This window comes from Actinocatenispora rupis (genome assembly GCF_016861975.1).
GTDB classification, from domain to species: domain Bacteria; phylum Actinomycetota; class Actinomycetes; order Mycobacteriales; family Micromonosporaceae; genus Actinocatenispora; species Actinocatenispora rupis.
The window spans coordinates 346,301-365,676 of sequence record NZ_BOMB01000012.1; the positions used below are offsets into that span (position 1 = coordinate 346,301).

At 72.6% G+C, this 19,376-nt stretch carries 20 protein-coding genes; 9 read left to right on the forward strand and 11 right to left on the reverse strand.

Annotation, left to right across the window (positions count from 1 at the left end; genetic code table 11):
- Nucleotides 1–53: 53 nt before the first annotated feature.
- The gene (locus tag Aru02nite_RS11995; RefSeq protein WP_203657512.1) at nucleotides 54–800 is read right to left on the reverse strand and encodes a hypothetical protein; all 747 of its coding nucleotides are present in this window, start codon (nucleotides 798–800) and stop codon (nucleotides 54–56) included.
- A gap of 160 nt (nucleotides 801–960) precedes the next feature.
- Between Aru02nite_RS11995 and Aru02nite_RS12000 the strand changes: the two genes are divergently transcribed.
- Nucleotides 961–1,302, forward strand: coding sequence for an AQJ64_40280 family protein (locus tag Aru02nite_RS12000; protein ID WP_203657513.1), 342 nt, complete (start codon nucleotides 961–963; stop codon nucleotides 1,300–1,302).
- A gap of 62 nt (nucleotides 1,303–1,364) precedes the next feature.
- Here the strand turns inward: Aru02nite_RS12000 and Aru02nite_RS12005 are convergent, their stop codons facing one another.
- From Aru02nite_RS12005 to Aru02nite_RS12045, 9 genes are all read right to left on the reverse strand, one after another.
- Nucleotides 1,365–2,765: a tryptophanase gene (locus Aru02nite_RS12005; RefSeq protein ID WP_203657514.1), complete on the reverse strand. Its 1,401-nt coding sequence runs from the start codon at nucleotides 2,763–2,765 to the stop codon at nucleotides 1,365–1,367.
- Nucleotides 2,766–2,777: 12 nt separating this feature from the next.
- Nucleotides 2,778–3,977, reverse strand: coding sequence for a tryptophan dimethylallyltransferase family protein (locus Aru02nite_RS12010; RefSeq protein WP_239076620.1), 1,200 nt, complete (start codon nucleotides 3,975–3,977; stop codon nucleotides 2,778–2,780).
- A 651-nt stretch (nucleotides 3,978–4,628) separates the two neighbouring features.
- Nucleotides 4,629–5,465, reverse strand: a complete 837-nt coding sequence (locus tag Aru02nite_RS12015; protein WP_203657515.1) for an SDR family NAD(P)-dependent oxidoreductase — start codon at nucleotides 5,463–5,465, stop codon at nucleotides 4,629–4,631.
- Between the two features lie 158 nt (nucleotides 5,466–5,623).
- On the reverse strand, nucleotides 5,624–6,073 hold the full coding sequence (locus tag Aru02nite_RS12020; RefSeq protein WP_203657516.1) for a pyridoxamine 5'-phosphate oxidase family protein: 450 nt from the start codon (nucleotides 6,071–6,073) through the stop codon (nucleotides 5,624–5,626).
- A 125-nt stretch (nucleotides 6,074–6,198) separates the two neighbouring features.
- The gene (locus Aru02nite_RS12025; RefSeq protein ID WP_203657517.1) at nucleotides 6,199–6,546 is read right to left on the reverse strand and encodes a DoxX family protein; all 348 of its coding nucleotides are present in this window, start codon (nucleotides 6,544–6,546) and stop codon (nucleotides 6,199–6,201) included.
- A gap of 227 nt (nucleotides 6,547–6,773) precedes the next feature.
- A complete protein-coding gene (locus tag Aru02nite_RS12030; RefSeq protein WP_203657518.1) occupies nucleotides 6,774–7,211 on the reverse strand; it encodes a hypothetical protein in 438 nt (145 codons plus the stop codon).
- A gap of 225 nt (nucleotides 7,212–7,436) precedes the next feature.
- Entirely contained in the window at nucleotides 7,437–8,060 is a 624-nt protein-coding gene (locus Aru02nite_RS12035; protein WP_203657519.1) for a hypothetical protein, read from the reverse strand.
- Nucleotides 8,057–8,383: a PadR family transcriptional regulator gene (locus tag Aru02nite_RS12040; protein ID WP_203657520.1), complete on the reverse strand. Its 327-nt coding sequence runs from the start codon at nucleotides 8,381–8,383 to the stop codon at nucleotides 8,057–8,059. The genes Aru02nite_RS12035 and Aru02nite_RS12040 overlap by 4 nt, the downstream gene beginning before the upstream one ends.
- Before the next feature lie 115 nt (nucleotides 8,384–8,498).
- The gene (locus Aru02nite_RS12045) at nucleotides 8,499–9,431 is read right to left on the reverse strand and encodes a DUF5829 family protein (protein WP_203657521.1); all 933 of its coding nucleotides are present in this window, start codon (nucleotides 9,429–9,431) and stop codon (nucleotides 8,499–8,501) included.
- A gap of 124 nt (nucleotides 9,432–9,555) precedes the next feature.
- On the opposite strand from Aru02nite_RS12045, the gene Aru02nite_RS36580 reads away from it, so the two are divergent.
- From Aru02nite_RS36580 to Aru02nite_RS12085, 8 genes are all read left to right on the forward strand, one after another.
- Entirely contained in the window at nucleotides 9,556–10,347 is a 792-nt protein-coding gene (locus Aru02nite_RS36580; protein ID WP_239076621.1) for a nuclear transport factor 2 family protein, read from the forward strand.
- Nucleotides 10,348–10,626: 279 nt separating this feature from the next.
- Nucleotides 10,627–11,505 (forward strand): FAD binding domain-containing protein, encoded by an 879-nt coding sequence (locus tag Aru02nite_RS12055; RefSeq protein ID WP_203657522.1) that lies wholly within the window; start codon nucleotides 10,627–10,629, stop codon nucleotides 11,503–11,505.
- A 2-nt stretch (nucleotides 11,506–11,507) separates the two neighbouring features.
- Nucleotides 11,508–12,095, forward strand: a complete 588-nt coding sequence (locus Aru02nite_RS12060; RefSeq protein WP_203657523.1) for a (2Fe-2S)-binding protein — start codon at nucleotides 11,508–11,510, stop codon at nucleotides 12,093–12,095.
- Nucleotides 12,092–14,491, forward strand: a complete 2,400-nt coding sequence (locus Aru02nite_RS12065) for an aerobic carbon-monoxide dehydrogenase large subunit (RefSeq protein WP_203657524.1) — start codon at nucleotides 12,092–12,094, stop codon at nucleotides 14,489–14,491. Before Aru02nite_RS12060 ends, Aru02nite_RS12065 begins: the two co-directional genes overlap by 4 nt.
- A gap of 130 nt (nucleotides 14,492–14,621) precedes the next feature.
- Nucleotides 14,622–15,488 carry an XdhC family protein gene (locus Aru02nite_RS12070; protein WP_203657525.1) on the forward strand — a complete coding sequence of 289 codons (867 nt, stop codon included), beginning with the start codon at nucleotides 14,622–14,624 and terminating at the stop codon, nucleotides 15,486–15,488.
- The gene (locus tag Aru02nite_RS12075) at nucleotides 15,481–16,155 is read left to right on the forward strand and encodes a nucleotidyltransferase family protein (RefSeq protein ID WP_239076622.1); all 675 of its coding nucleotides are present in this window, start codon (nucleotides 15,481–15,483) and stop codon (nucleotides 16,153–16,155) included. The genes Aru02nite_RS12070 and Aru02nite_RS12075 overlap by 8 nt, the downstream gene beginning before the upstream one ends.
- Nucleotides 16,152–17,036: an AAA family ATPase gene (locus Aru02nite_RS12080; protein ID WP_203657526.1), complete on the forward strand. Its 885-nt coding sequence runs from the start codon at nucleotides 16,152–16,154 to the stop codon at nucleotides 17,034–17,036. The genes Aru02nite_RS12075 and Aru02nite_RS12080 overlap by 4 nt, the downstream gene beginning before the upstream one ends.
- A 61-nt stretch (nucleotides 17,037–17,097) precedes the next feature.
- Entirely contained in the window at nucleotides 17,098–18,327 is a 1,230-nt protein-coding gene (locus Aru02nite_RS12085; RefSeq protein WP_239076623.1) for a vWA domain-containing protein, read from the forward strand.
- On the opposite strand, the gene Aru02nite_RS12090 is transcribed toward Aru02nite_RS12085, so the two are convergent.
- Nucleotides 18,311–19,264: a LysR family transcriptional regulator gene (locus Aru02nite_RS12090; RefSeq protein ID WP_203657527.1), complete on the reverse strand. Its 954-nt coding sequence runs from the start codon at nucleotides 19,262–19,264 to the stop codon at nucleotides 18,311–18,313. The two genes, Aru02nite_RS12085 and Aru02nite_RS12090, sit on opposite strands and share 17 nt — an antisense overlap.
- Nucleotides 19,265–19,376: the final 112 nt, after the last annotated feature.

Below are 19,376 nucleotides of genomic sequence, written 5' to 3' on the forward strand. Positions count from 1 at the left end.
AAGCGCGCCCTACCCGCCGGTACGGGACGGGATCCCGTGCGGTGCAACGGATCTCAGACGACGGACGGGCGGTCCAGCGACGAGACGAGCGGATCGGGCTGGGCGGCGAGCTTCGCGGTCAGCTCAGCACGGGCGGCGATCTGGTCCGGCACCGTACCGGTGATGATGGTGTTGGTCTCCGCGACGGTGAGCAGCTTGACGTTGACCAGGTGGATCGGCGACAGCGGACCGTCGATCACCGCCGGCACGATCGCCGGATCGGTCAGGTTGAGCAGGAACGTGATGCTGCCGTTGTCGCGGACGAACCGGTCCCGGTGCGGCCCCGGCATCCGCGACCCGTCGAACTCGACCGACAGCGTGCCGAACTCCGCCAGCGCCGGCACCACGTGCTTGCCGGACGCCTCGATCCCCGACATCCCCATCACCGCGGTGGCCAGCCAGCTCGACGCCAGATCCATGACCACCTGGTACCCGACGAGCGCCGGGTCGGTGGCGATGCCGTAGAACTCGACGCCCCATCCGTTGCGGCGCGGCGCATCCGGCTGACCGAACGGGTCGGACAGGCCGTCACTGGCCAGCAGTACGGCGTCGGGGCGGCGACTCACCACGTGCGCCTGCCGGGTGTCGGGCCAGAAGTCGCCGCCCATGAACCCCGGGTTGACGATCGGCGCGATCACGTAGGGGTCCAGCTCGCCCCACGCGTTCCACACCGCGCTGCGCGCCTCGTACGTCGCGAAGCGGGTGCGGTCGGCCTCGTCGGTCGCCTCGTCAGCGGTCTGCTCGGTGGTCTCATCGGTCACGGCCCGCGAGGCTAACACCGCCCGGCAAGCCCACAATGTCCACATGCGACAGACGCGCTTGGCCCAGCGGCCGTTGCGGGGTGGCGCGTGCGGAACGCCGCAGCGCAGCAACGGCGGCACCGGTGTTGTCCCGTGCGGCGCCCGTGGCAGGGTGGTACGCATGACGACGGTTGACGTGCGGTGGATCGACGCGCGGCGGCGGCTGCCGGCCGACGGCGACTGCGTGCTGGCGGCGGTGACCGGCCGCTACCCGGACGGCGAGGAGTTCTGGCTGGTGCTGCCGATGCACTTCCGCCGGGTACACCCGGTCGAGGAGACCGGCGCCGTGGTCGAGAACCGTTTCGTGGACGCCGACCGCGTCGTACGCGCGCCGCTCGGTGGTACGACGGACGAGCAGGTGACGCACTGGGCGGAGCTGCCCGTCCTGCCCGGTACGGACCGGCGCGAGATCCTCGGCCCCGGCGTACCGGCGGCGCTGGCCACCGCGCTCGCCACTGACTGACGGAACCCTTGGGGCGCAAGCGATCCCGCGGAGGGCGGCAACACGGTGCCGCCCTCCGAACGTCAGGCGGCGCCGTACGGCGCGAGGCGTACCTTGAAGTGGCGCAGGACCGGCGGCGCGTGCGTGATCCGGTATCCCTCCAGGGATTCCGGCTTCGCGGCGATCCCGGCGAGCACGTCCGCGACGTACTCCAGGTGGCTCTGCGTGTAGACGCGGCGCGGCAGGGCCAGCCGCACCAGCTCGTACGGTGCCGGCGTGACGACCTCGTTCCGGTCGTTGAGCTCGCCCAGGTAGAGCGATCCCAGCTCGCTGCACCGCACGCCGCCGTCGAGGTACAGCTGGCAGGCGAGGGTGTGGCCGGGGAAGCGCTGCGGCGGCAGGTGCGACAGCAGGCGACCGGCGTTGAGGTAGATGCCGTGCAGCCCGGACGGCCGCACCGTGTCGACCCCGGCCTCGCGGACCCGGGTGGCGAGGTGGTCCGCCGCGTCCGCCCGGTACGCCAGGTAGAACGGGTCGACCATCTCGCGTACGCCCTCGGCCAGCCGGGACAGGTCGTGCCCCGTCATCCCGCCGTACGTGGAGAAGCCCTCGGTGGCGATGAGGTTGGCCTCGCACTGCGTGGCGAGCGCGTCGTCGCGCAGCCCGATGAAGCCGCCGCCCCAGCCGGCGCCGTCCTTCTTGAGGCTGACCACCGTGCCGTCGGCGAGGTCGAACGCGCGGCGGGCGATCTCGCGTGGCGTGAACCGCTCGTACCCGGGCTCGCGCTGCTTGACCAGCCACGCGTTCTCACCGAATCGGGCCGCGTCGAGGATGAACGGGATGCCGTGCCGGGCGCACAGCTCCTTCGCCGCCTCCATGTTGGCCATCGACACCGGCTGCCCACCGCCGCCGTTGTTCGTGATGGTCATGAGCACCAACGCGACGCGCGAGCCGTCCGGGCCGGAAAGCGTACGCGCCAAGGCATCCAGGTCGATGTTGCCCTTGAACGGCTGGTCGCTGTCGAGGTCCGCCGCCTCCGGGCACGGCAGGTTGCGGGCCTCGGCGCCGGTGAGCATGACGTTCGCGGCGGTCGTGTCGAAGTGCGTGTTGCTGATACTGATCTTGCCCGGTCCGAGCAGCGCGGCGTCCAGAATGCGCTCCCCCGCGCGCCCCTGGTGTACCGGCAGGATGTGCGGGTAGCCGGTCAGGTCCTCGATCTCCTCGACGAACCGGTACCACGACCGCGATCCCGCGTACGCCTCGTCGGCCACCATCGCGGCGGCCTCCTGCTGGATCGACGTCGCGCCCGTGCCCGAGTCGGACAGCAGGTCGATCGTCACGTCGGCGGACCGCAGGTTGAACACGTTGTACCCGGCGGCTTCGAGCGCCGCCCGACGCTCGGCCCGGGTCAGGATCGGGATCGGCTCGACAGCCCGGATCCGGAACGGCTCCATCATCGGCACCCGACGTTCTTCCATGTGCATGTACAGCGCTCCTCAAGCGTCCACTCGGCGGCGTCCGCCGCCATCAGACAACGCGACCAAAGCCTCGGCGTCCGGCCGCGGCGGTGCCACGGCGTACGCCTCGGACGACAGGTACATCGTCACGCCGGGGACGCCGGCCCCGAAGCGCAGCGACACGTGCGCGATGAGCCCGCTCCCCGACGACAACGACCGATCCGTCAGTACGGCGATCGCGGCGTCCAGCAGCGAGGCATCGTAGCCGTACCGGTCGAGCAGCCGGCCGACGCGTCGCCGGGCCACCGCGTCGTCCGCCACGTACGCGCGGATCGGGATGTAGAGGCTGTAGCCGCTGGGGCGGTCGGTGTCGCCGTCGACGAACGTGTACGAGGAGATCAGTGGACGCGAGTCGAACGGCCCCGGGCCGCCGATCTCGGCGACGAACTCGCGGACCTCGTCGTCGTCGACGCCCGGCACCGCGCGGGCCGCGAGCACCGCGTCGTCCGCGGTGCCGTCCCGGTGCGACACGTACACCTTGACGCGGGATGCGCTGTCCTCGTGGAGATCCAGCGCGAAGAAGCTGAACCTGTCGCCGCCGACACGGTCCGGCCGGCCGGTGTGCGCCAGCAGCGTCGGATACGCCGCGCCGAGGCCCATCCGCCGCAGTCCCTCCGCGACGAGATCGCCGGCCCGGTGCGGGCCCTGCGCCTCCGGATCGAAGTACACCTTGACGCGCGGCAGTCCCGAGGAACGGAACACCAGCGAAAGCCACATCGAGAACAGACCCTGGTTGTCATCGGGAAGAAACAGATCCCGGACCCGATCCAACCGCTCCGTCGAGAGGTGGTAGCGGTCCCGCCACGAATCCAGGCATGCCAATGCCGCCAACTGATTCGCGTACTTACCGGGATCGGCTCCGACGGCCTCGGTGAGCAGTCGCAGCGTCGGTTCCTTCGCGTGATCGAACGCCAGCGAGAATTCGAGCGGCGTTCCGTCGTCGGCCACGTCCGAGAACCACTGACCCGGCTCGTCCAGGCTACGCTGACCGGCTGGCCCGAGCACGTCCGCCAGCATCCCGGTGGCAGCACGGTGATCCGACCGTCCGAGTACGCCGTGCAGGCCCACCAATTGCGTCATGAGATGTTCGGAGAGGGATGGACAGCGATCACTCATGCCTACTCCTGAATTCACGAAGCGTGATTGGGGCTGAAGTCTTTTGCAACGGCTCCCACCCAAGTGCCGTTGCGGGTGGAGGGTACCAGCGGATTCCGTCGGTGCCCGGCCGTAAAGCCGTCCGTTTGATGGGACCGAGAAACCTTACGTGGCACCGGAGCGGGTCATCGTCACCCAGTGACGCGGACCGATGAATAAGGCTCCAGCCACGGGTTTTGCGTCATATGGGTTCTGACCTGCGCCAGTACCTGGCGCTCGGCACCCGAGCCGTGGTAGTGCCGCCACAGAGCGTGTGACTCGCTGTGCGCAACGAACTTTTTTCGTTCGCCGCACGAAGGTTCTTGCGCAGTGGCGATCATCACGGATGTCTCGCACGCATACCCTGACCTGCGGCGCGACCCGTTCCGCGGGGCGCTGACACTGCGTTCGACCGATCGACGGGCGTCATCGCGAGCTGTCGTACCACCGGACGCCCGTCGCCCGCGGCGGTGCTCACGCAGCGCGCAGGACGTCGTCGCGACCGCCGACCCCATGACGCCGGCGACACGCCGCGACAGCACCCTCTCGTACTGGCCGGTAACGCCGCGCGTGCCGCGGTCCGTCGTCACGTCGGCGGGTGAACCCGGCACTCCCATCGTGAATCCGTTGTACGGCAAGGGATCCACGCATCACAAGGCCCGGCCCGAACGGTGCCGGGCCGGGCCGGGGGCAGGATCAGCGGGTGCCCTGGGCGGCGGCGGACAGCTCCTGCCAGTCGGCCCACGTACGGAGCCGGTCGGCGTAGACCTGTTGCAGCATCGGGTAGAAGCCCTGGCCGAACAGGATGCGCAGCGGCGGCTCCGCCGAGTCGACGACGGTGAGCAGGGCGCGGGCGGCGGCGGCCGGGTCGCCCGCGGGCTGGCCGCCGAGCGCACCGGCGAGCCGCTCGCGCAGCGCAGCGTACGCCGGGTGGGCCTGTGCCAGGTGGCCGTTCGCGAGCGGATCCGGGTTGTTGCCGTCGCGGGTTGCGTAGCCGCCCGGTTCGACGATGGTGACCCGTACGCCGAACTCGGCGACCTCCTGCGCGAGCGTCTCGTTCAGCGCCTCCAGCGCCCACTTGGACGCCTGGTACGCGCCGCCCATCGGCATCGCGATCAGTCCGGCGGCCGACGACAGCTGCACGATGTGCCCGGACCGCTGCTCCCGCAGGTACGGCAGGACGGCCTGGATCACCCACAGCGCGCCGAACAGGTTCGTCTCGAACTGGGCGCGCACCTCGGCACCGGTCAGCTCCTCGATCGCCCCGATCTGCGCGTACCCGGCGTTGTTGACGACGACGTCGAGGCGACCGAAGTGCTCCACGGCCCGGCGTACGGCACCGGTCACGGCGGTCGGGTCGGTGACGTCCATCGCCAGTGGCAGCACCGCATCCCCGTACTCCGCGGTCAGGTCGGCCAGGCTGCCGGTGTCGCGCGCCGTCGCGGCCACCCGGTCCCCGCGCTCCAGCGCCGCCCGCACGAACTCGCGCCCCAGCCCGCGCGACGACCCGGTCACGAACCACACCTTGCCCATGGCGTTACTCCCTATCCTGGCGTACCGGTGCGGCACCGGCCGCCGCTGCGCGTCCTTGTCGCCGGGATGACGGGCGCGGGCGGGCAGAGGTAACAGCACGCGCGGGTGACCACCGCCACCCGGGCGCGGTTCGCCTTGGCGTACAAGGGAAGGCGGGGTCAGGACGGGGTGGTCCAGGTGCCGCCGGTCATGATGCGGCGGCCGGGCAGCTCGTGCTCGCCGTGCCAGGCCAGGACGGTGCGCGGGAGTACCCGGAAGAACGCGTTGGTGTCGTTGCGGCGCGGATCCCAGCCCCACGCGCGGGCGATGGCGTCCGCCGCGTCGACCGGTACGTCCGCGGTGGTGAACGTCTCGACGTCACCGTCGACGATCACCACGTCGTCGGTGTCGCCGAACGCGAGGCGGGCCGCCCCGGTCTCACGCAGGTTGCGTCCGGTCGGGCTGGATGCGCTGGTGGACAACCAGATCGCGGTCCCGTCCCAGCGGAACCACAGCGGCACCAGCCACGGCTGGCGGTCCTCGCCGGCGGTGGCGACCCACACGTCCGACTCGCGGGTCAGCCGGTCCAGGACGTCGCGCCGGCGCTCGTCGGCAGTACGGGATCGCATGGTCGCCAACGCTATCCCGGTCCCGGCGCGGTCGGCCACTGTCCGGCGCGCCGTTGATTCCACTGTGGACAGTGCGGCGCCGGTGGGTGTCGCCGGTGCCGCACCACGGGCGGCCGCCACCACGCTCAGGCCAGCGCGCCGAGGGCCAGCGCCGCCACTACCGGCACCAGGTACAGCACCGGGAACATCACCGTCCGGTACGACCGGGCACGCAGCACAGTGACCACGGCGCCGAGGAAGTACAGGATGAGGCCGATGGCGGCGGCGACGCCGATCGCGGGCACGAGCAGACCCACCAGCAGGCCCACCGCCCCGGCGAGCTTGGCCACCGCGAGGTACGGCCACAGCGCCCGCGGCACGCCGTACTCGACGAGCGGCTTGGCGACGAAGTCGGCCTGGCGCAGCAGCGAGACGCCGGAGAATCCGACCCACAGCGCGGCGGCGATCGTGACGATGGTGTAGGTGACGGACATCGGGTACTCCCTGGGGTTCCGGTGAAGTGCGGTCACCCCACATGAGTGCGCCCGACCCGATCCTGTGACGTGACCCCACTCACGCCGGGTTCCCCGCGCTGGGGCAGCGGTGCGCCGCGGTGCGCGATCGCCACCCCGCAGCCCGGCCCGTGCGCCCGGGAACGGCCGTTGCCGCGGCCGTCGATGTCGTCGTGGTGGCGCGGCGCCGCCGGGCCCAGCCGACGCCGTCAGTGGGTGAGGATGGTCCAGGGGGTGCCGTCGGCCCAGCCCGGCTGGACCATCTCCTCGGGATCCACGACCAGCCGGCGCGCCGCGTCGACCACACCCGCCGGTACGAGGGGCTCGACCGCCGTGGCGGCGCCGGTGAGGAACCGCCGGTCCGGGGCCAGCAAGCCGGTGTCCGTACGGTCGGCGAGCGTGGCGCGGACGTACTCGATCTGGGTCGGGTCGGTGGCGCGGACGGCGACGCAGCAGGTGTTGGCGCTGCCGGCGATGGTCGCAGCCGTGTCGCCGTCGTACAGCGAGCAGCCGGCGAGCCGCCGCGGATCAAGGCTGTCGAACAGGATCCGGTACGCGGCCTGTCCATACAGGGAGCCGAGATCGGCTATGTGGAACAGGATCCCGATCTCCTGCGGGGTCCGCTGACCTCGTCGGAACAGTCCCACGGTCCACTCCCCTCCGGTCGACGCCTGTCCCGCCGCGGTAGGCGCGGCCCGCGGGAGCGGTCCCGGCCCCTTCGGGGCAGGTCACAGGGCGTGAGCGTGCGTGGCGATCTGTCCACTGTGGACGTTGAGTCGGCCGCGGTCGGCTTGTGAATACGGCACGCCGCGCCGCGCCGACGTGCCTGCCCGACCGGATCGCCGCACTGCGCGACGCCCGACGAGTCTCCGCTAGTCGAGGATCCACGTGCGGAGGTCGGCGCCGAACGAGGTGGCACCGACGACGGTCACCGCCACGGCCGCGAGCGACGCGGCGAGCAGCAGAACGCGGTGACGTCGCCGGGCACCGACCGCGAGCAGGAGCCCGAACGGGACCAGCACGGTGGCGGCGTACCACCCGGCGAACAGCTGGTAGTAGACGGCCAGCGGGAACGGCCAGGCGAACGGGTTCCACAACCCGAACACGAACAGCCCCTTCGGGTCGGCGGCGTCGGTGACCATCTGGGCACGCGTCATGCCGTAGCTCACCCGCCCCACGACGTACAGGCCGAGCGTGTACAGGTACGGGGCGACGGCGACGATCTGGACGACCGCGAACCGGCGGCGTGCCCGGTCGCTGATCCGACGGAGGTGCAGCGCCCCGGTCGCGACGGCGACGAGACCGCGCCGGTCGGCTGCGGCGAGCCGGACCGCCGCGACGGCCATGCCCAGAGAGACGCGTGCCGGTGTCAGGCCCAGTTCCGCCGCGCCGTCGAGGTCAGCGAACCACTGTTCCCGGTACCGCTCGCGAACTGCCGGGTCCGGCACGAGTCTCGTGGCGGCACGGACGACCGTGTATGCGAGGCGCACGCTCATCCGGTTGCCTCCGCCCCGCGCGCCGGCCCGAACGAGCGGCGGACGTGTCGCGACCGCGCCTGCCGTACCACGTCGCGGGCGGCCTCGGCGCCGTCGGGTGTCAGCGTGTAGCAGCGACGTCGGGGGCCGCGCCGTTCGGCGTCATCGTCCCAGCGCGACTCCACCCAGCCGGCCTTCTCCAGCCGGTCGAGCAGCGGATACACCGTGCCCGATGGTCGTCCGGTCATCGTGATCAGCTCGAGTCCCCAGCGCGGCTCCGGACTGTCCAGCAGGACGGTCAGCACGTCCACGGTGGCCCGGCCAATGCGTGGCAGCATCTCCATGGGGCGCTAATCTACATAAGTAGATCAGAGTTGTCACGTTGGCGCCGCGGCCTCGTCAGCGCGGACACGACGACGACCCGCCTCGGCCGGTCCGTGGACCGGCCGGGGAACGGGGTCACACCAGCGGGAACGACCACTCCGCGTGGAGTCCGGGGCCGACCACGAGGGTCGAGTGGCCGAGCTGCTCGACGTGCCGGTACCCGACGGGGTGGTTGAGGGACATCTCGACGTGGCGCACGCCGACATGGTCGCGCGGCCTGGTCGTGAACCGGAGCGTGGTGCCGCCGCGGACGGCGACGGCGCCCGACTGCGTGCTGCGGACGACGAACCCGCCGGCGCGCAGCAGCGGCACGGTGTCGCCCAGGTCGCCGCTGGTGACGTCGATGCTCACCTCGGTGACGTCGCGCATCAGGTGGTCCTGGTACCCGTCGGGCATGTACCGCAGGCGGCCGACGTCGCCGGGGTAGCGGGCCGGTTTGGTGTTGCTGCGGGGATCCGCGAAGTACTCGGGCAGGTACTCCATGCCCCACGCGTTGTACGCGTCGTAGGCGGAGTCGGTGAAGACGGCGTCGAACCACGGGACCGGCTTGCCGTCACCGAAGTCGCGGGTCTGCCGGAACGTCACCGGATCGGCGACGCCCTCGTCGCGCAGCCGCTGCGTCACGGTGGCGAGGTCGCCGGCGCGCTCGACGGACAGGCCGGTGCCGGCGGCGCCGAGGGTGCCGTCCTGGCCGGGCACGTCACCGACGCCGAACAGTTCCAGGTAGGTCTCGCGACCCAGCAGGTACCGTCCGGTCCACTTCTCGCCGCCGGCCCCGGTCGTCGTGCGCACCTGGAAGTTCGCGAAGTCCTTCAGGTACTCGGAATGCTCGATGGCGTCGGCGGTCTCCCGGTCGAACACGCCGTACGCGTGGTTGAAGAACAGCAGCTGATGGGCCGCGCCGGCGTGTGCCGGTCTCGCCGCGCCCGCGAACGCCATGCCGAGGGCGACGGCGAGCACGAGCGCGGCGACCATGAGCTTCCGCACCATCACTCTGGGGATCGTCATGTCGGCGATCGTAGGCCCGCGATGCCAGCCACGACACCGCCTTCCGGGTATCCCGCCGGAAGGTCCACAGTGGAGTCGCGGTCGCTGCCGGAAGGTGTCAGTGGGCCGGGCCTACGGTACCGGCATGAAGTTCGACATCGACGCGTTCGCGGAACGGTACGTGGCGGTCTGGCACGAGCCGGATCCGGTGGTACGCAAGGAGAGTGTGGCGGCGCTGTGGGCCGCCGACGGGACACAGGCGACCGAGGAGAGCGTGTACCGGGGGCACGAGGCGCTGACCGACCGCGTCGCCTCGGCGTACGAGCAGCTGGTCCGGGACGGCGGATACGTGTTCCGGTCGGCGGGTGACGTGGTCGGGCACCACGACACCGTCACGTTCACGATCTGGATGGTGCCGGCGGCGGGCGGGCCGGTCGAGTGGGCCGGCCGGATGGTGCTGCTGCTCGACGCCGACGGCCGGATCCGCGAGGACTTCCAGTACACGCTGCCGGTGCCGCCGTGCGCGAGTACCCGGGCCATCGCGGAGGCGTTCGTGCGGCGGCTGGCGGACGGCAACCCGGAGGACATCGGGGAGCTGTTCGCCGACGAGGTCGAGTGGGTACTCGACTGGCCGGACGAGGGACATCCGGCGGTGCCGTGGATCCGGCCGCGGCACACCCGGGCCGACGTCGTCGCGCACTTCCGGGAGATCGCCGCACACCACGCCGCGGGCGGGTCGGCCGCGCCGGAACCGCACCTCGTCGTCCACGACACCGACGCCGTGCTGCTCGGCGAGATCCGGCAGACGGTGCGCGCAACGGGCCGGGAGTACGCGGCAAAGGTGGCCGTGCACCTGACGGTCGAGGACGGCCGCATCACCCGCTACGCCGTGTACGAGGACAGCCTCACGGTGGCCCGCGCCCTCGCCGGCGAGTGACGGCGTGGTTGTCGTGCGGCAAGCACTCGGGTGGAGCTTGCCGCACGACAACCAGGGTTCGGGTTCCTGTTCTCCGACAATCACCTTCCGCGCGACCGGCACCTCCGGGTGGTTGTTGCGCGGCAAGTACTGCATGTCGGACACGGGCGGTGTGCGGGCGTACGTCCGCGCCGGTTAAGCGAACGGTTAGGCGGCGATTGACGGCCGCGTGGCCCGGGTGTGTGCTGCGGAAGAGGGGGCCCGGCGGCGGGTCGGGTCCGCTGCGCACAGGGGGCTGCCATGCAGGTTCCCGGACCTTTCGAGTACGACCGGGCGGGCAGCGTCGACCAGGCGATCGCCCTGCTGGAGCGGCGGGGCGAGACGGCGCGGCTGATCGCCGGCGGGCACAGCCTGCTGCCGATGATGAAGCTACGGCTGGCCGACGTGGAGTACCTGATCGACATCAACGACCTGCACGACGAGCTGGGGTACGTGCGGATCGAGCCGCACGTCGTCCAGCTCGGCGCGCTGGCCCGGCACCGCGAGCTGCTGGAGTCCGACGAGCTGGCGGCGGTGCTGCCGATCTTCCGCGACGCCGAGCGGGTCATCGCCGATCCGGTGGTACGCAACCGCGGCACGATCGGCGGTTCGCTGTGCCAGGCCGATCCGTCGGAGGACCTGTCGGCGGTGTGCAGTTGCCTGGACGCCGGGTGCGTGATCCGCAGCAGTACGGGGGAACGGGTCGTGCCGATGACCGAGTTCCACCGCGGCCCGTACGAGACGGCAGTCGGCGACGGCGAGATGCTCGTCGAGGTACGGATCCCGGTGCGGCCGTACTCGTCGTCGGCGTTCGAGAAGGTGGAGCGGCGGGCCGGGGACTGGGCGGTGGTGTCGGCCGCGGCGGCGGTGACGCTGTCCCGCGGCACGATCGTCGACGCGCGCGTCGGGTACGCGGCGGTGGGCCCGCACACGGTCGTCCTGCCGGCGGTGTCCGAGCTGCTGCGCGGCCAGGCCCCCGGCGAGCACCTGTACGAGCGGGCCGGCGCGCTGGCCGCGGCGAGCTGCGATCCCACGACGGACATGCGCGGAACGGCGGAGTACAAGCGGCATCTGGTGGAGGAACTGACCCGGCGCACGCTGCGACGGTCGGTCGGGCGGATCGCGGACGGGGGGTCCTGACCATGCAGGTGACGATGACCGTGAACGGCACGGGGGTGACCCGCGAGGTCGAGCCGCGGCTGCTGCTGGTGCACTTCCTGCGCGACGACCTCGGCCTCACCGGTACGCACTGGGGCTGCGACACGAGCAACTGCGGTACCTGCGTGGTGTGGATGGACGACGAGCCGGTGAAGTCGTGCACGGTGCTCGCCGCGATGGCCGACGGCCACCGGATCCGTACCGTGGAGGGGTTGGCGCAGGCGGACGGCACCCTGGACCCGGTCCAGGAGGGTTTCATGCGCTGCCACGGCCTCCAGTGCGGCTTCTGTACGCCGGGGATGATGATGACCGCGCGGGCGCTGCTGGACCGTACGCCACATCCGGACGAGGCGGAGATCCGGGCGGCGATCTCCGGCCAGATCTGCCGCTGCACCGGGTACGCGACGATCGTCCGGTCCGTGCAGTGGGCGGCCGACCATGCCGACGGCGCCGCGACGGCCGGACCGCCGAGCGCCGACGCCGAGGACCTCGGACACGCCGGCGAGGCCCGGGACGCCGTACCGGAGACGACCGGCGAGGAGCGGCACGCCACGGCAGGGAGCACGTCATGACCACCGTCGAACGGCCACCCACCCGGCGGGCCGAGGAGATCGACAACGACCAGCATCCCGTGGGGCACGGGCGGATGCTGCGCAAGGAGGACCCGCGGTTCGTACGCGGGCGCGGGCGCTACACCGACGACGTACGGCTGCCGGGGATGCTGCACATGGCGATCCTCCGCTCGCCCGTCGCGCACGCCCGGATCGTGTCGGTGGACACCAGCGCCGCCGAGGCGCATCCCGGTGTCCGCGCGGTCATCACCGGCGAGGCGCTCGCCGCGCAGGGCCTGGCGTGGATGCCGACCCTGTCCAACGACGTCCAGGCCGTACTCGCCACCGACAAGGTGCGGTTCCAGGGCCAGGAGGTGGCGTGCGTCGTCGCCGACGACCGGTACGCCGCGCGCGACGCCCTCGAACTCATCGACGTCGAGTACGACATCCTGCCGCCGGTGGTGGACGCGCGGCACGCGCTGGACGCGGACGCGCCGGTGATCCGGGACGACCTGGAGGGCAAGGCCGACAACCACTGCTTCGACTGGGAGGCGGGCGATGCGGCCGCCACCGACGCGGTGTTCGCCGACGCGGACGTCGTGGTCAGCCAGGACGTCGTGTACCCGCGGGTGCACCCGGCGCCGATGGAGACCTGCGGCTGCGTGGCCGACTTCGACCCGGTCGAGGGCCGGCTGACGCTGTGGTCGACCAGCCAGGCGCCGCACGCCCACCGCACCCTGTACGCGCTGGTCGCCGGGCTGCCGGAGCACAAGATCCGGGTGATCTCGCCGGACATCGGGGGCGGCTTCGGCAACAAGGTCCCGATCTACCCCGGGTACGTGTGTGCGATCGTCGGGTCGCTGCTGACCGGCAAGCCCGTCAAGTGGATGGAGGACCGCTCGGAGAACCTGACCAGTACCGGGTTCGCGCGCGACTACATCATGCGCGGGGAGATCGCCGCGACCAAGGACGGGAAGATCCTCGCCTTGCGTACCAACGTGTTGGCCGACCACGGGGCGTTCAACGGGACCGCGGCGCCGGTGAAGTACCCGGCGGGGTTCTTCGGGGTGTTCACCGGCAGCTACGACCTGAAGGCCGCCTACTGCCACATGACGGCGGTGTACACGAACAAGGCGCCGGGCGGTGTCGCGTACGCGTGCTCGTTCCGGATCACCGAGGCCGTGTACCTGGTGGAGCGGCTCGTCAGCCGGCTCGCCGCCGAACTCGGCCAGGACCCGGCACGGCTGCGCCTCGCCAACTTCATCCGCCCCGACCAGTTCCCGTACGCGACACCGACCGGATGGGTGTACGACTCGGGCGACTACGCGGCGACCCTGCGGGAGGCGATGCGCATCGCCGGCTACGACGACCTGCGGGCCGAGCAGGCACGGCGCCGGGAACGCGGCGAGCTGATGGGCATCGGGGTGTCCACGTTCACCGAGGCGGTCGGCGCCGGGCCGCGCAAGCACATGGACATCCTCGGCCTCGGCATGGCCGACGGCTGCGACCTGCGGGTGCACCCCACCGGCAAGGCCGTCGTACGGCTGTCCGTGCAGAGCCAGGGGCAGGGCCACGAGACCACGTTCGCGCAGATCGTCGGCGAGGAGCTGGGCATCTCGCCGGACGACATCGACGTGGTGCACGGCGACACCGACAACACCCCGTTCGGCCTCGGCACGTACGGGTCGCGCTCCACGCCGGTGTCCGGCGCCGCCGCCGCGCTGGTGGCCCGCAAGGTACGCGACAAGGCGCGGGTCATCGCCTCGGCGATGCTGGAGGTCGCGCCGGACGACCTGGAGTGGGTGAAGGGCTCGTTCCAGGTGGCCGGCGACCCGGGGCGGTCGGTGACCATCCAGGAGATCGCGATGCGCGCGCACGGCGCGGGCGACCTGCCCGAGGGCGTCGAAGGCTCGCTGGACGCGCAGATCACGTACAACCCGCCGAACCTCACCTACCCGAACGGCGCGTACATCTGCGTGGTGGACGTCGACCCGGGCACGGCGCAGGTACGGGTGCGGCGGTTCGTCGCCGTCGACGACTGCGGTACCCGGATCAACCCGATGATCATCGAGGGTCAGGTGCACGGCGGGCTCGCCGACGGGCTCGGCATGGCGCTGATGGAGATCATCGCGTTCGACCCGGAGGGCAACTGCCTGGGCGGATCGCTGATGGACTACCTGATCCCGACCGCGCTGGAGACGCCCGACTGGGAGACCGGGTTCACGGTGACGCCGTCGCCGCACCACCCGATCGGCGCCAAGGGCGTCGGCGAGTCGGCGACCGTGGGCTCGCCCGCCGCGATCGTCAACGCGGTGATCGACGCGCTGGCACCGTACGGGATCACCGGGCTGGACATGCCGCTGACCCCGTCCCGGGTCTGGGAGGCGATGCAGGGCCACCCCACGCCGCCGATCTGATCCGGTGGCGGCGAACGGTTCCGGCGGCTGGTGGCCCGCCGGCCGGGCCGGGAACCGTTGGTGGGCAACGGTTCCGGGCGACACGCACCGCGGCGGGCGGGCGCGGGAGTACGGAAGGGACGGTGTCGGGGTGAGCGAACGCGGGGGCGGCGGTGTGCGGACCGCGGAGCCGCCGTACGTGCGGGTCACGGTGGTGCGCGCGCAGCCGCCGACCTCGGCCCGGCCGGGCGACAGCGCCGTGGTGCGCGCGGACGGCACCATCGACGGGTTCGTCGGCGGCCAGTGCGTGACCGGCTCGGTACGGGTCGCGGCGCTCGCCGCGCTGCGCGCCGGCGAACCCGTCCTGCTGCGCATCCTGCCGGACGGCGCGGCGCCGTTCCCGGACGTACCGGGGGCGCAGGTGGTGGTGAACCCCTGCCTGTCGGGCGGCGCGATCGAGCTGTTCCTGGCGCCCGAGCTGCCCGCGCCGGTGGTACGCGTGGTCGGCGACTCGCCGATCGCCCGCGCGGTCGCCGAACTGGCGCCGATCGTCGGCCTGGCGCTGGACACCGGATCCGGCGGGCGCGCGCCGACCGCGGTGGTGGTGGCCAGCCACGGCGGCGACGAGGTGGGCGCGATCCGTACCGCGCTGGCCGACGGCGCCGGGTACGTCGGGCTGGTGGCCAGCGGGCGGCGTGGCGCCGCGGTCCTCGCCGACGCCGCGCTGACCGACGCCGAACGCCGCCGGGTGCACTCCCCCGCCGGGCTGCCGATCGGCGCCCGCAGCGCGGCGGAGATCGCGCTGGCCATCGTCGGCGAGATCGTCCGCGAGCTGCGTACCGGGGGGCTCGCGGCGCCGAGCGTGGAGCCGCCGGCGGTACGCCAGGAGGTCGATCCGGTGTGCGGGATGACCGTGGTGGTCGGCCCGGACACCCCGACGCTGACGGTCGACGGCGAGCGCTTCTGGTTCTGCAGTACCGGATGCCGCGACCGGTACGCGGAGAAGGTCGGTGCCTGAGGTGCGCGTGACGGGGGTGGTGCTGGCGGCCGGCGGGTCGGCGCGGCTGGGCGCGCCGAAGCAGCTTCTGCCGTACCGGGGGGCGACGTTGCTGGCGGCGACGCTCGACGTGGCCCGGCGGTGCGGCTTCGCGCAGATCCTCGTCGCGCTGGGTGGCGCGGCCGACGAGATCCACGCGCGGGTGGACCTGACCGGCGCGCAGGTGGTGCGCAATCCGGACTTCGGCGACGGCTGCGGCTCGTCGATCAGCAGCGCGATCGCCGCGGTGGACCCGGATTCCGCCGGCGTCGTCCTGCTGCTCGGCGACCAGCCGGGCGTCGAACCGTTCGTGGTGCGCCGCCTCGTCCACGCCGCGACCGCACCGGGATCCGGTGGTACGCAACCGATCCCGGTCGCGCCGGTACCCGGGGCCGCGGTGCGCGTGCCGACCGGTACGCCGATCGGTGTGTGCCGATACGACGACGGGCTCGGGCACCCGTTCTGGTTCGGCCGAAGGACGTTCGGGGCGCTGGCGGCCCTGCACGGTGACAAGGCGGTCTGGAAGCTGCTGCACTCCGGCCGGTACGACGTGGTCGAGCTGCCGGTCACCGGCCCGGTCCCGATCGACGTGGACACCCTGGACGACTACCGCGCGCTGCTGGCCGCCGACGCCGCGAGCGGCCCATGACCAGCGCGCTCACCGAGGTGGCCGAGCTGGCCGACCGGATGGACAGCGTCGGCTACCTCGTCGACGAGGGCCTCGCCACCGCCCTGTTCTTCGCGGTACGGCTGGGCCAGCCGGTGCTGCTGGAGGGCGAACCGGGCGTCGGCAAGACGACCGCGGCCAAGGCGCTCGCGCAGGCGCTCGACACCGCGCTCATCCGCCTGCAGTGCTACGAGGGCCTCACCGCCTCCGAAGCCCTGTACGAGTGGAACTACCAGCGCCAGCTGCTGGCGATCCGGCTCGCCGAGTCGCGCGGCGAACGGCTCCGCGACGCCGACCTGTTCACGGCCGAGTTCCTGTCCGATCGCCCCATCCTGCAAGCGATCCGGTACGCCGGGCCGCGCCCGCCGGTGCTGCTGATCGACGAGATCGACCGCGCGGACGACGAGTTCGAGGCGCTGCTGTTCGAGTTCCTGGGCGAGGCGTCGGTCAGCATCCCCGAGATCGGCACGTTCACCGCCGCGCGGCGCCCGATCGTGGTGCTGACCTCCAACCGCAGCCGGGAGCTGCACGACGCACTGCGCCGACGCTGCCTGTACCACTGGATCGACTTCCCGGCGGCGGAACGGGTCGCGCGGATCCTGCGCCGGGCCGTACCGGACGCGGCCGGGCCGCTGATCACCTCGGGCGCCGAGTTCGTCGGCCGGGTCCGCGCACTGGACCTGGACAAGCCACCCGGTCTCGCCGAGGCGATCGACTGGCTCTCCGCCCTCTCCGTACTCGGGGTCGGCGAGCTGACGCGCCCGGCCGCGCTGCGGACGCTGTCGGCGCTGGCCAAGACCGCCGACGACCGGGACACCGTCACCGGCGCGCTGGCCGACCTGCCCGACCCGGCGCACGTGTGATGCGAACCGGTTGCGGTGCAGGCGTTTCCGCCGGTTCGGCGGCGGGGCGCGGGGCGTTCCGGTGACCGTCGTACCGGGGCCGGTGCCGCGACTGCTGCGCGGCGTGGACCGGGCCGCGTTCGCGGCAGCGCTGACGCGGCGGCTGCGCGAGCGCGGCGTACCGGTGGACCTGACCGCGACCGGTGTGTTCGTGCGGGCACTCGCGACCCGCACCCCCACCACCCCCACCGCCCTGTACTGGACGGCCCGGATCGCCGTCGTACGGCGGCATGCGGACCTGGCGGCGTTCGACGCGGTGTTCGCCGAGCTGTTCGCCGACGCGGCACTCGGCACCGACCCGCACGCCCGGCACCGTCCCCCGGCGGGCAGGCCGGCGGCGTCGGCCGCGCCGGGACCGCCGGAACCGGGCGGATCCGGCCTGCCGTGGGCGATCCGGCCCACCGTCGTCGGCGTCGCCGACGGGGACGCGCCCGACGGCCCCGGCGTACCGCAGCGGTTGCCGAGCGCGGCGGCCGGCCTCGCCGACACCCCGTTCGAGGACCTCGACGCGGCACGGTACGCGCTGCTCGCCGACTGGCTCGCCGCGGCGTTGCCGGCACTGCCGACCCGCCGCACCCGCCGCCGGGCCGTACGCCGGCGCGGCACCCGGACCGCGCTGCGCGAGACGATGGCCCGGTCCCGGCGTACCGGCTGGGAACCGATCGACCTGGTCCGCACCAGTCCCGTACGCCGACCGCGAAGGCTGGTCCTGCTCTGCGACGTGAGCCGGTCGATGCAGGCCGAGGCCACCGCGTACCTGCACCTCGGGCGGGCGTTCGTGCGCGGCACGGACGCCGAGGTGTTCGCGTTCGCCACCCGCCTCACGCGGCTGACTCCCGCGCTGCGCCGGCGATCCGCGACCGACGCGACCGCCCAGGCGACCGCGGCCGTCGCCGACCGGTTCGGCGGTACCAGGATCGCGGCGAACCTGCACGCGCTGCTCGCCTCCCGGCACGCGGACCTGCTGCGCGGCGCGGTCGTCGTGATCGCCTCCGACGGCTGGGACAGCTGCCCCGCCGCCGACCTCGCCGCCGAACTGGCCCGCGTACGCCGCCGCGCCTACCGGATCCTGTGGGTCAACCCGCGTGCCGGCGTACCGGGGTTCGAGCCGCGGGTCGCGGCGATGGCCGCCGCCCTCCCGTACTGCGACCGGCTCGTGCCCGGGGGCACGTTCGCCGCGCTGCGCGGGGTGGTGGACGAGATCGCCGGCTGCGCCGCGCTTTCCCGCCGGCCCGTCACGACCACAGCGTGATGTGGATCGACGGCCGGAACCGCCCGGCCGTGACGCCCGAACCGCGCATCATCGCCTGGATCGCCCGCGGCGTCGCGATGAACCGCACCAGCTCCGCGGCCGGCGCGGGCTCAACACCGGCCAGTACGACGGTGTGCCAGGCACCCTCCACGGCCGTACCAGGACCGGACAGTCGCACCAGCGTGCCGCTCGCCAGGTCCGCCGTCACCGCGAACGACGGCGCGATCGCCACCCCCTTCGACCGTTTCGCCTGATCCACCGCCGCCGCATGGCTCTGGAAGATCTGCTGGTGCTCCTCCGGTACGCGCAGCTGGTGCAGCAGCCCGGACACCGCGCCGACGTCGGACGCCGCCGACGGGCCCAGCAGCCACGTCTGCGCCCGCAACTGCGCCACCGTCACCGCCGTACCCGCCAGCGGATGCTCCGGCCCCACCACCGCGATCATCCGGTACCGCAGGAAAGGCCGGCACGACAGGGCATCCGACAGTCCCGCCGGGCGCGGCCCGATCGCCACGTCCACCTCCCGGTTGTGCAACGCGGTCGCGAACCGGGCCGGCGGGTGCACGCTCAGCTCCACGTCCAGATCCCGCGCCCGCGACGTGAACAGCGCGATCAGCCCCGGCGCCGCCTGCTCCGCGAACATGCTCGACGCCCCGATCCGCAACAGCCGCTGCGTCCCCGCCGCCTGCCGCACCTCGTACACGGTGCGGTCCTGCAGGCCCAGCAGCTCGGCGGCACGGCTCGCCAGCCGCAACCCGCCCGGCGTGAACGCCAGCCCCTGCGACGACGGCACGAACAGCCGGTCGCCCAACTCGCGGCGCAGCTTCGCGACGTTCGACGACACCGCCGCCTCGGACACACCCAGCTCGTCCGCGGCCCGCCGCACCGACCCCAGCCGTACCACCGCCGAGAACGCCCGCAACTGCGTCGGGGTCACCACCGCCCCCTCGACTCCGGACCGTCATTTCAACGTACCGCGCGGTACTGCCAGGCACCGTGGCCGAACGTCCTGCCCCCGCCGGCCCGAGCGGCCACCCCGCCTGCTGGTG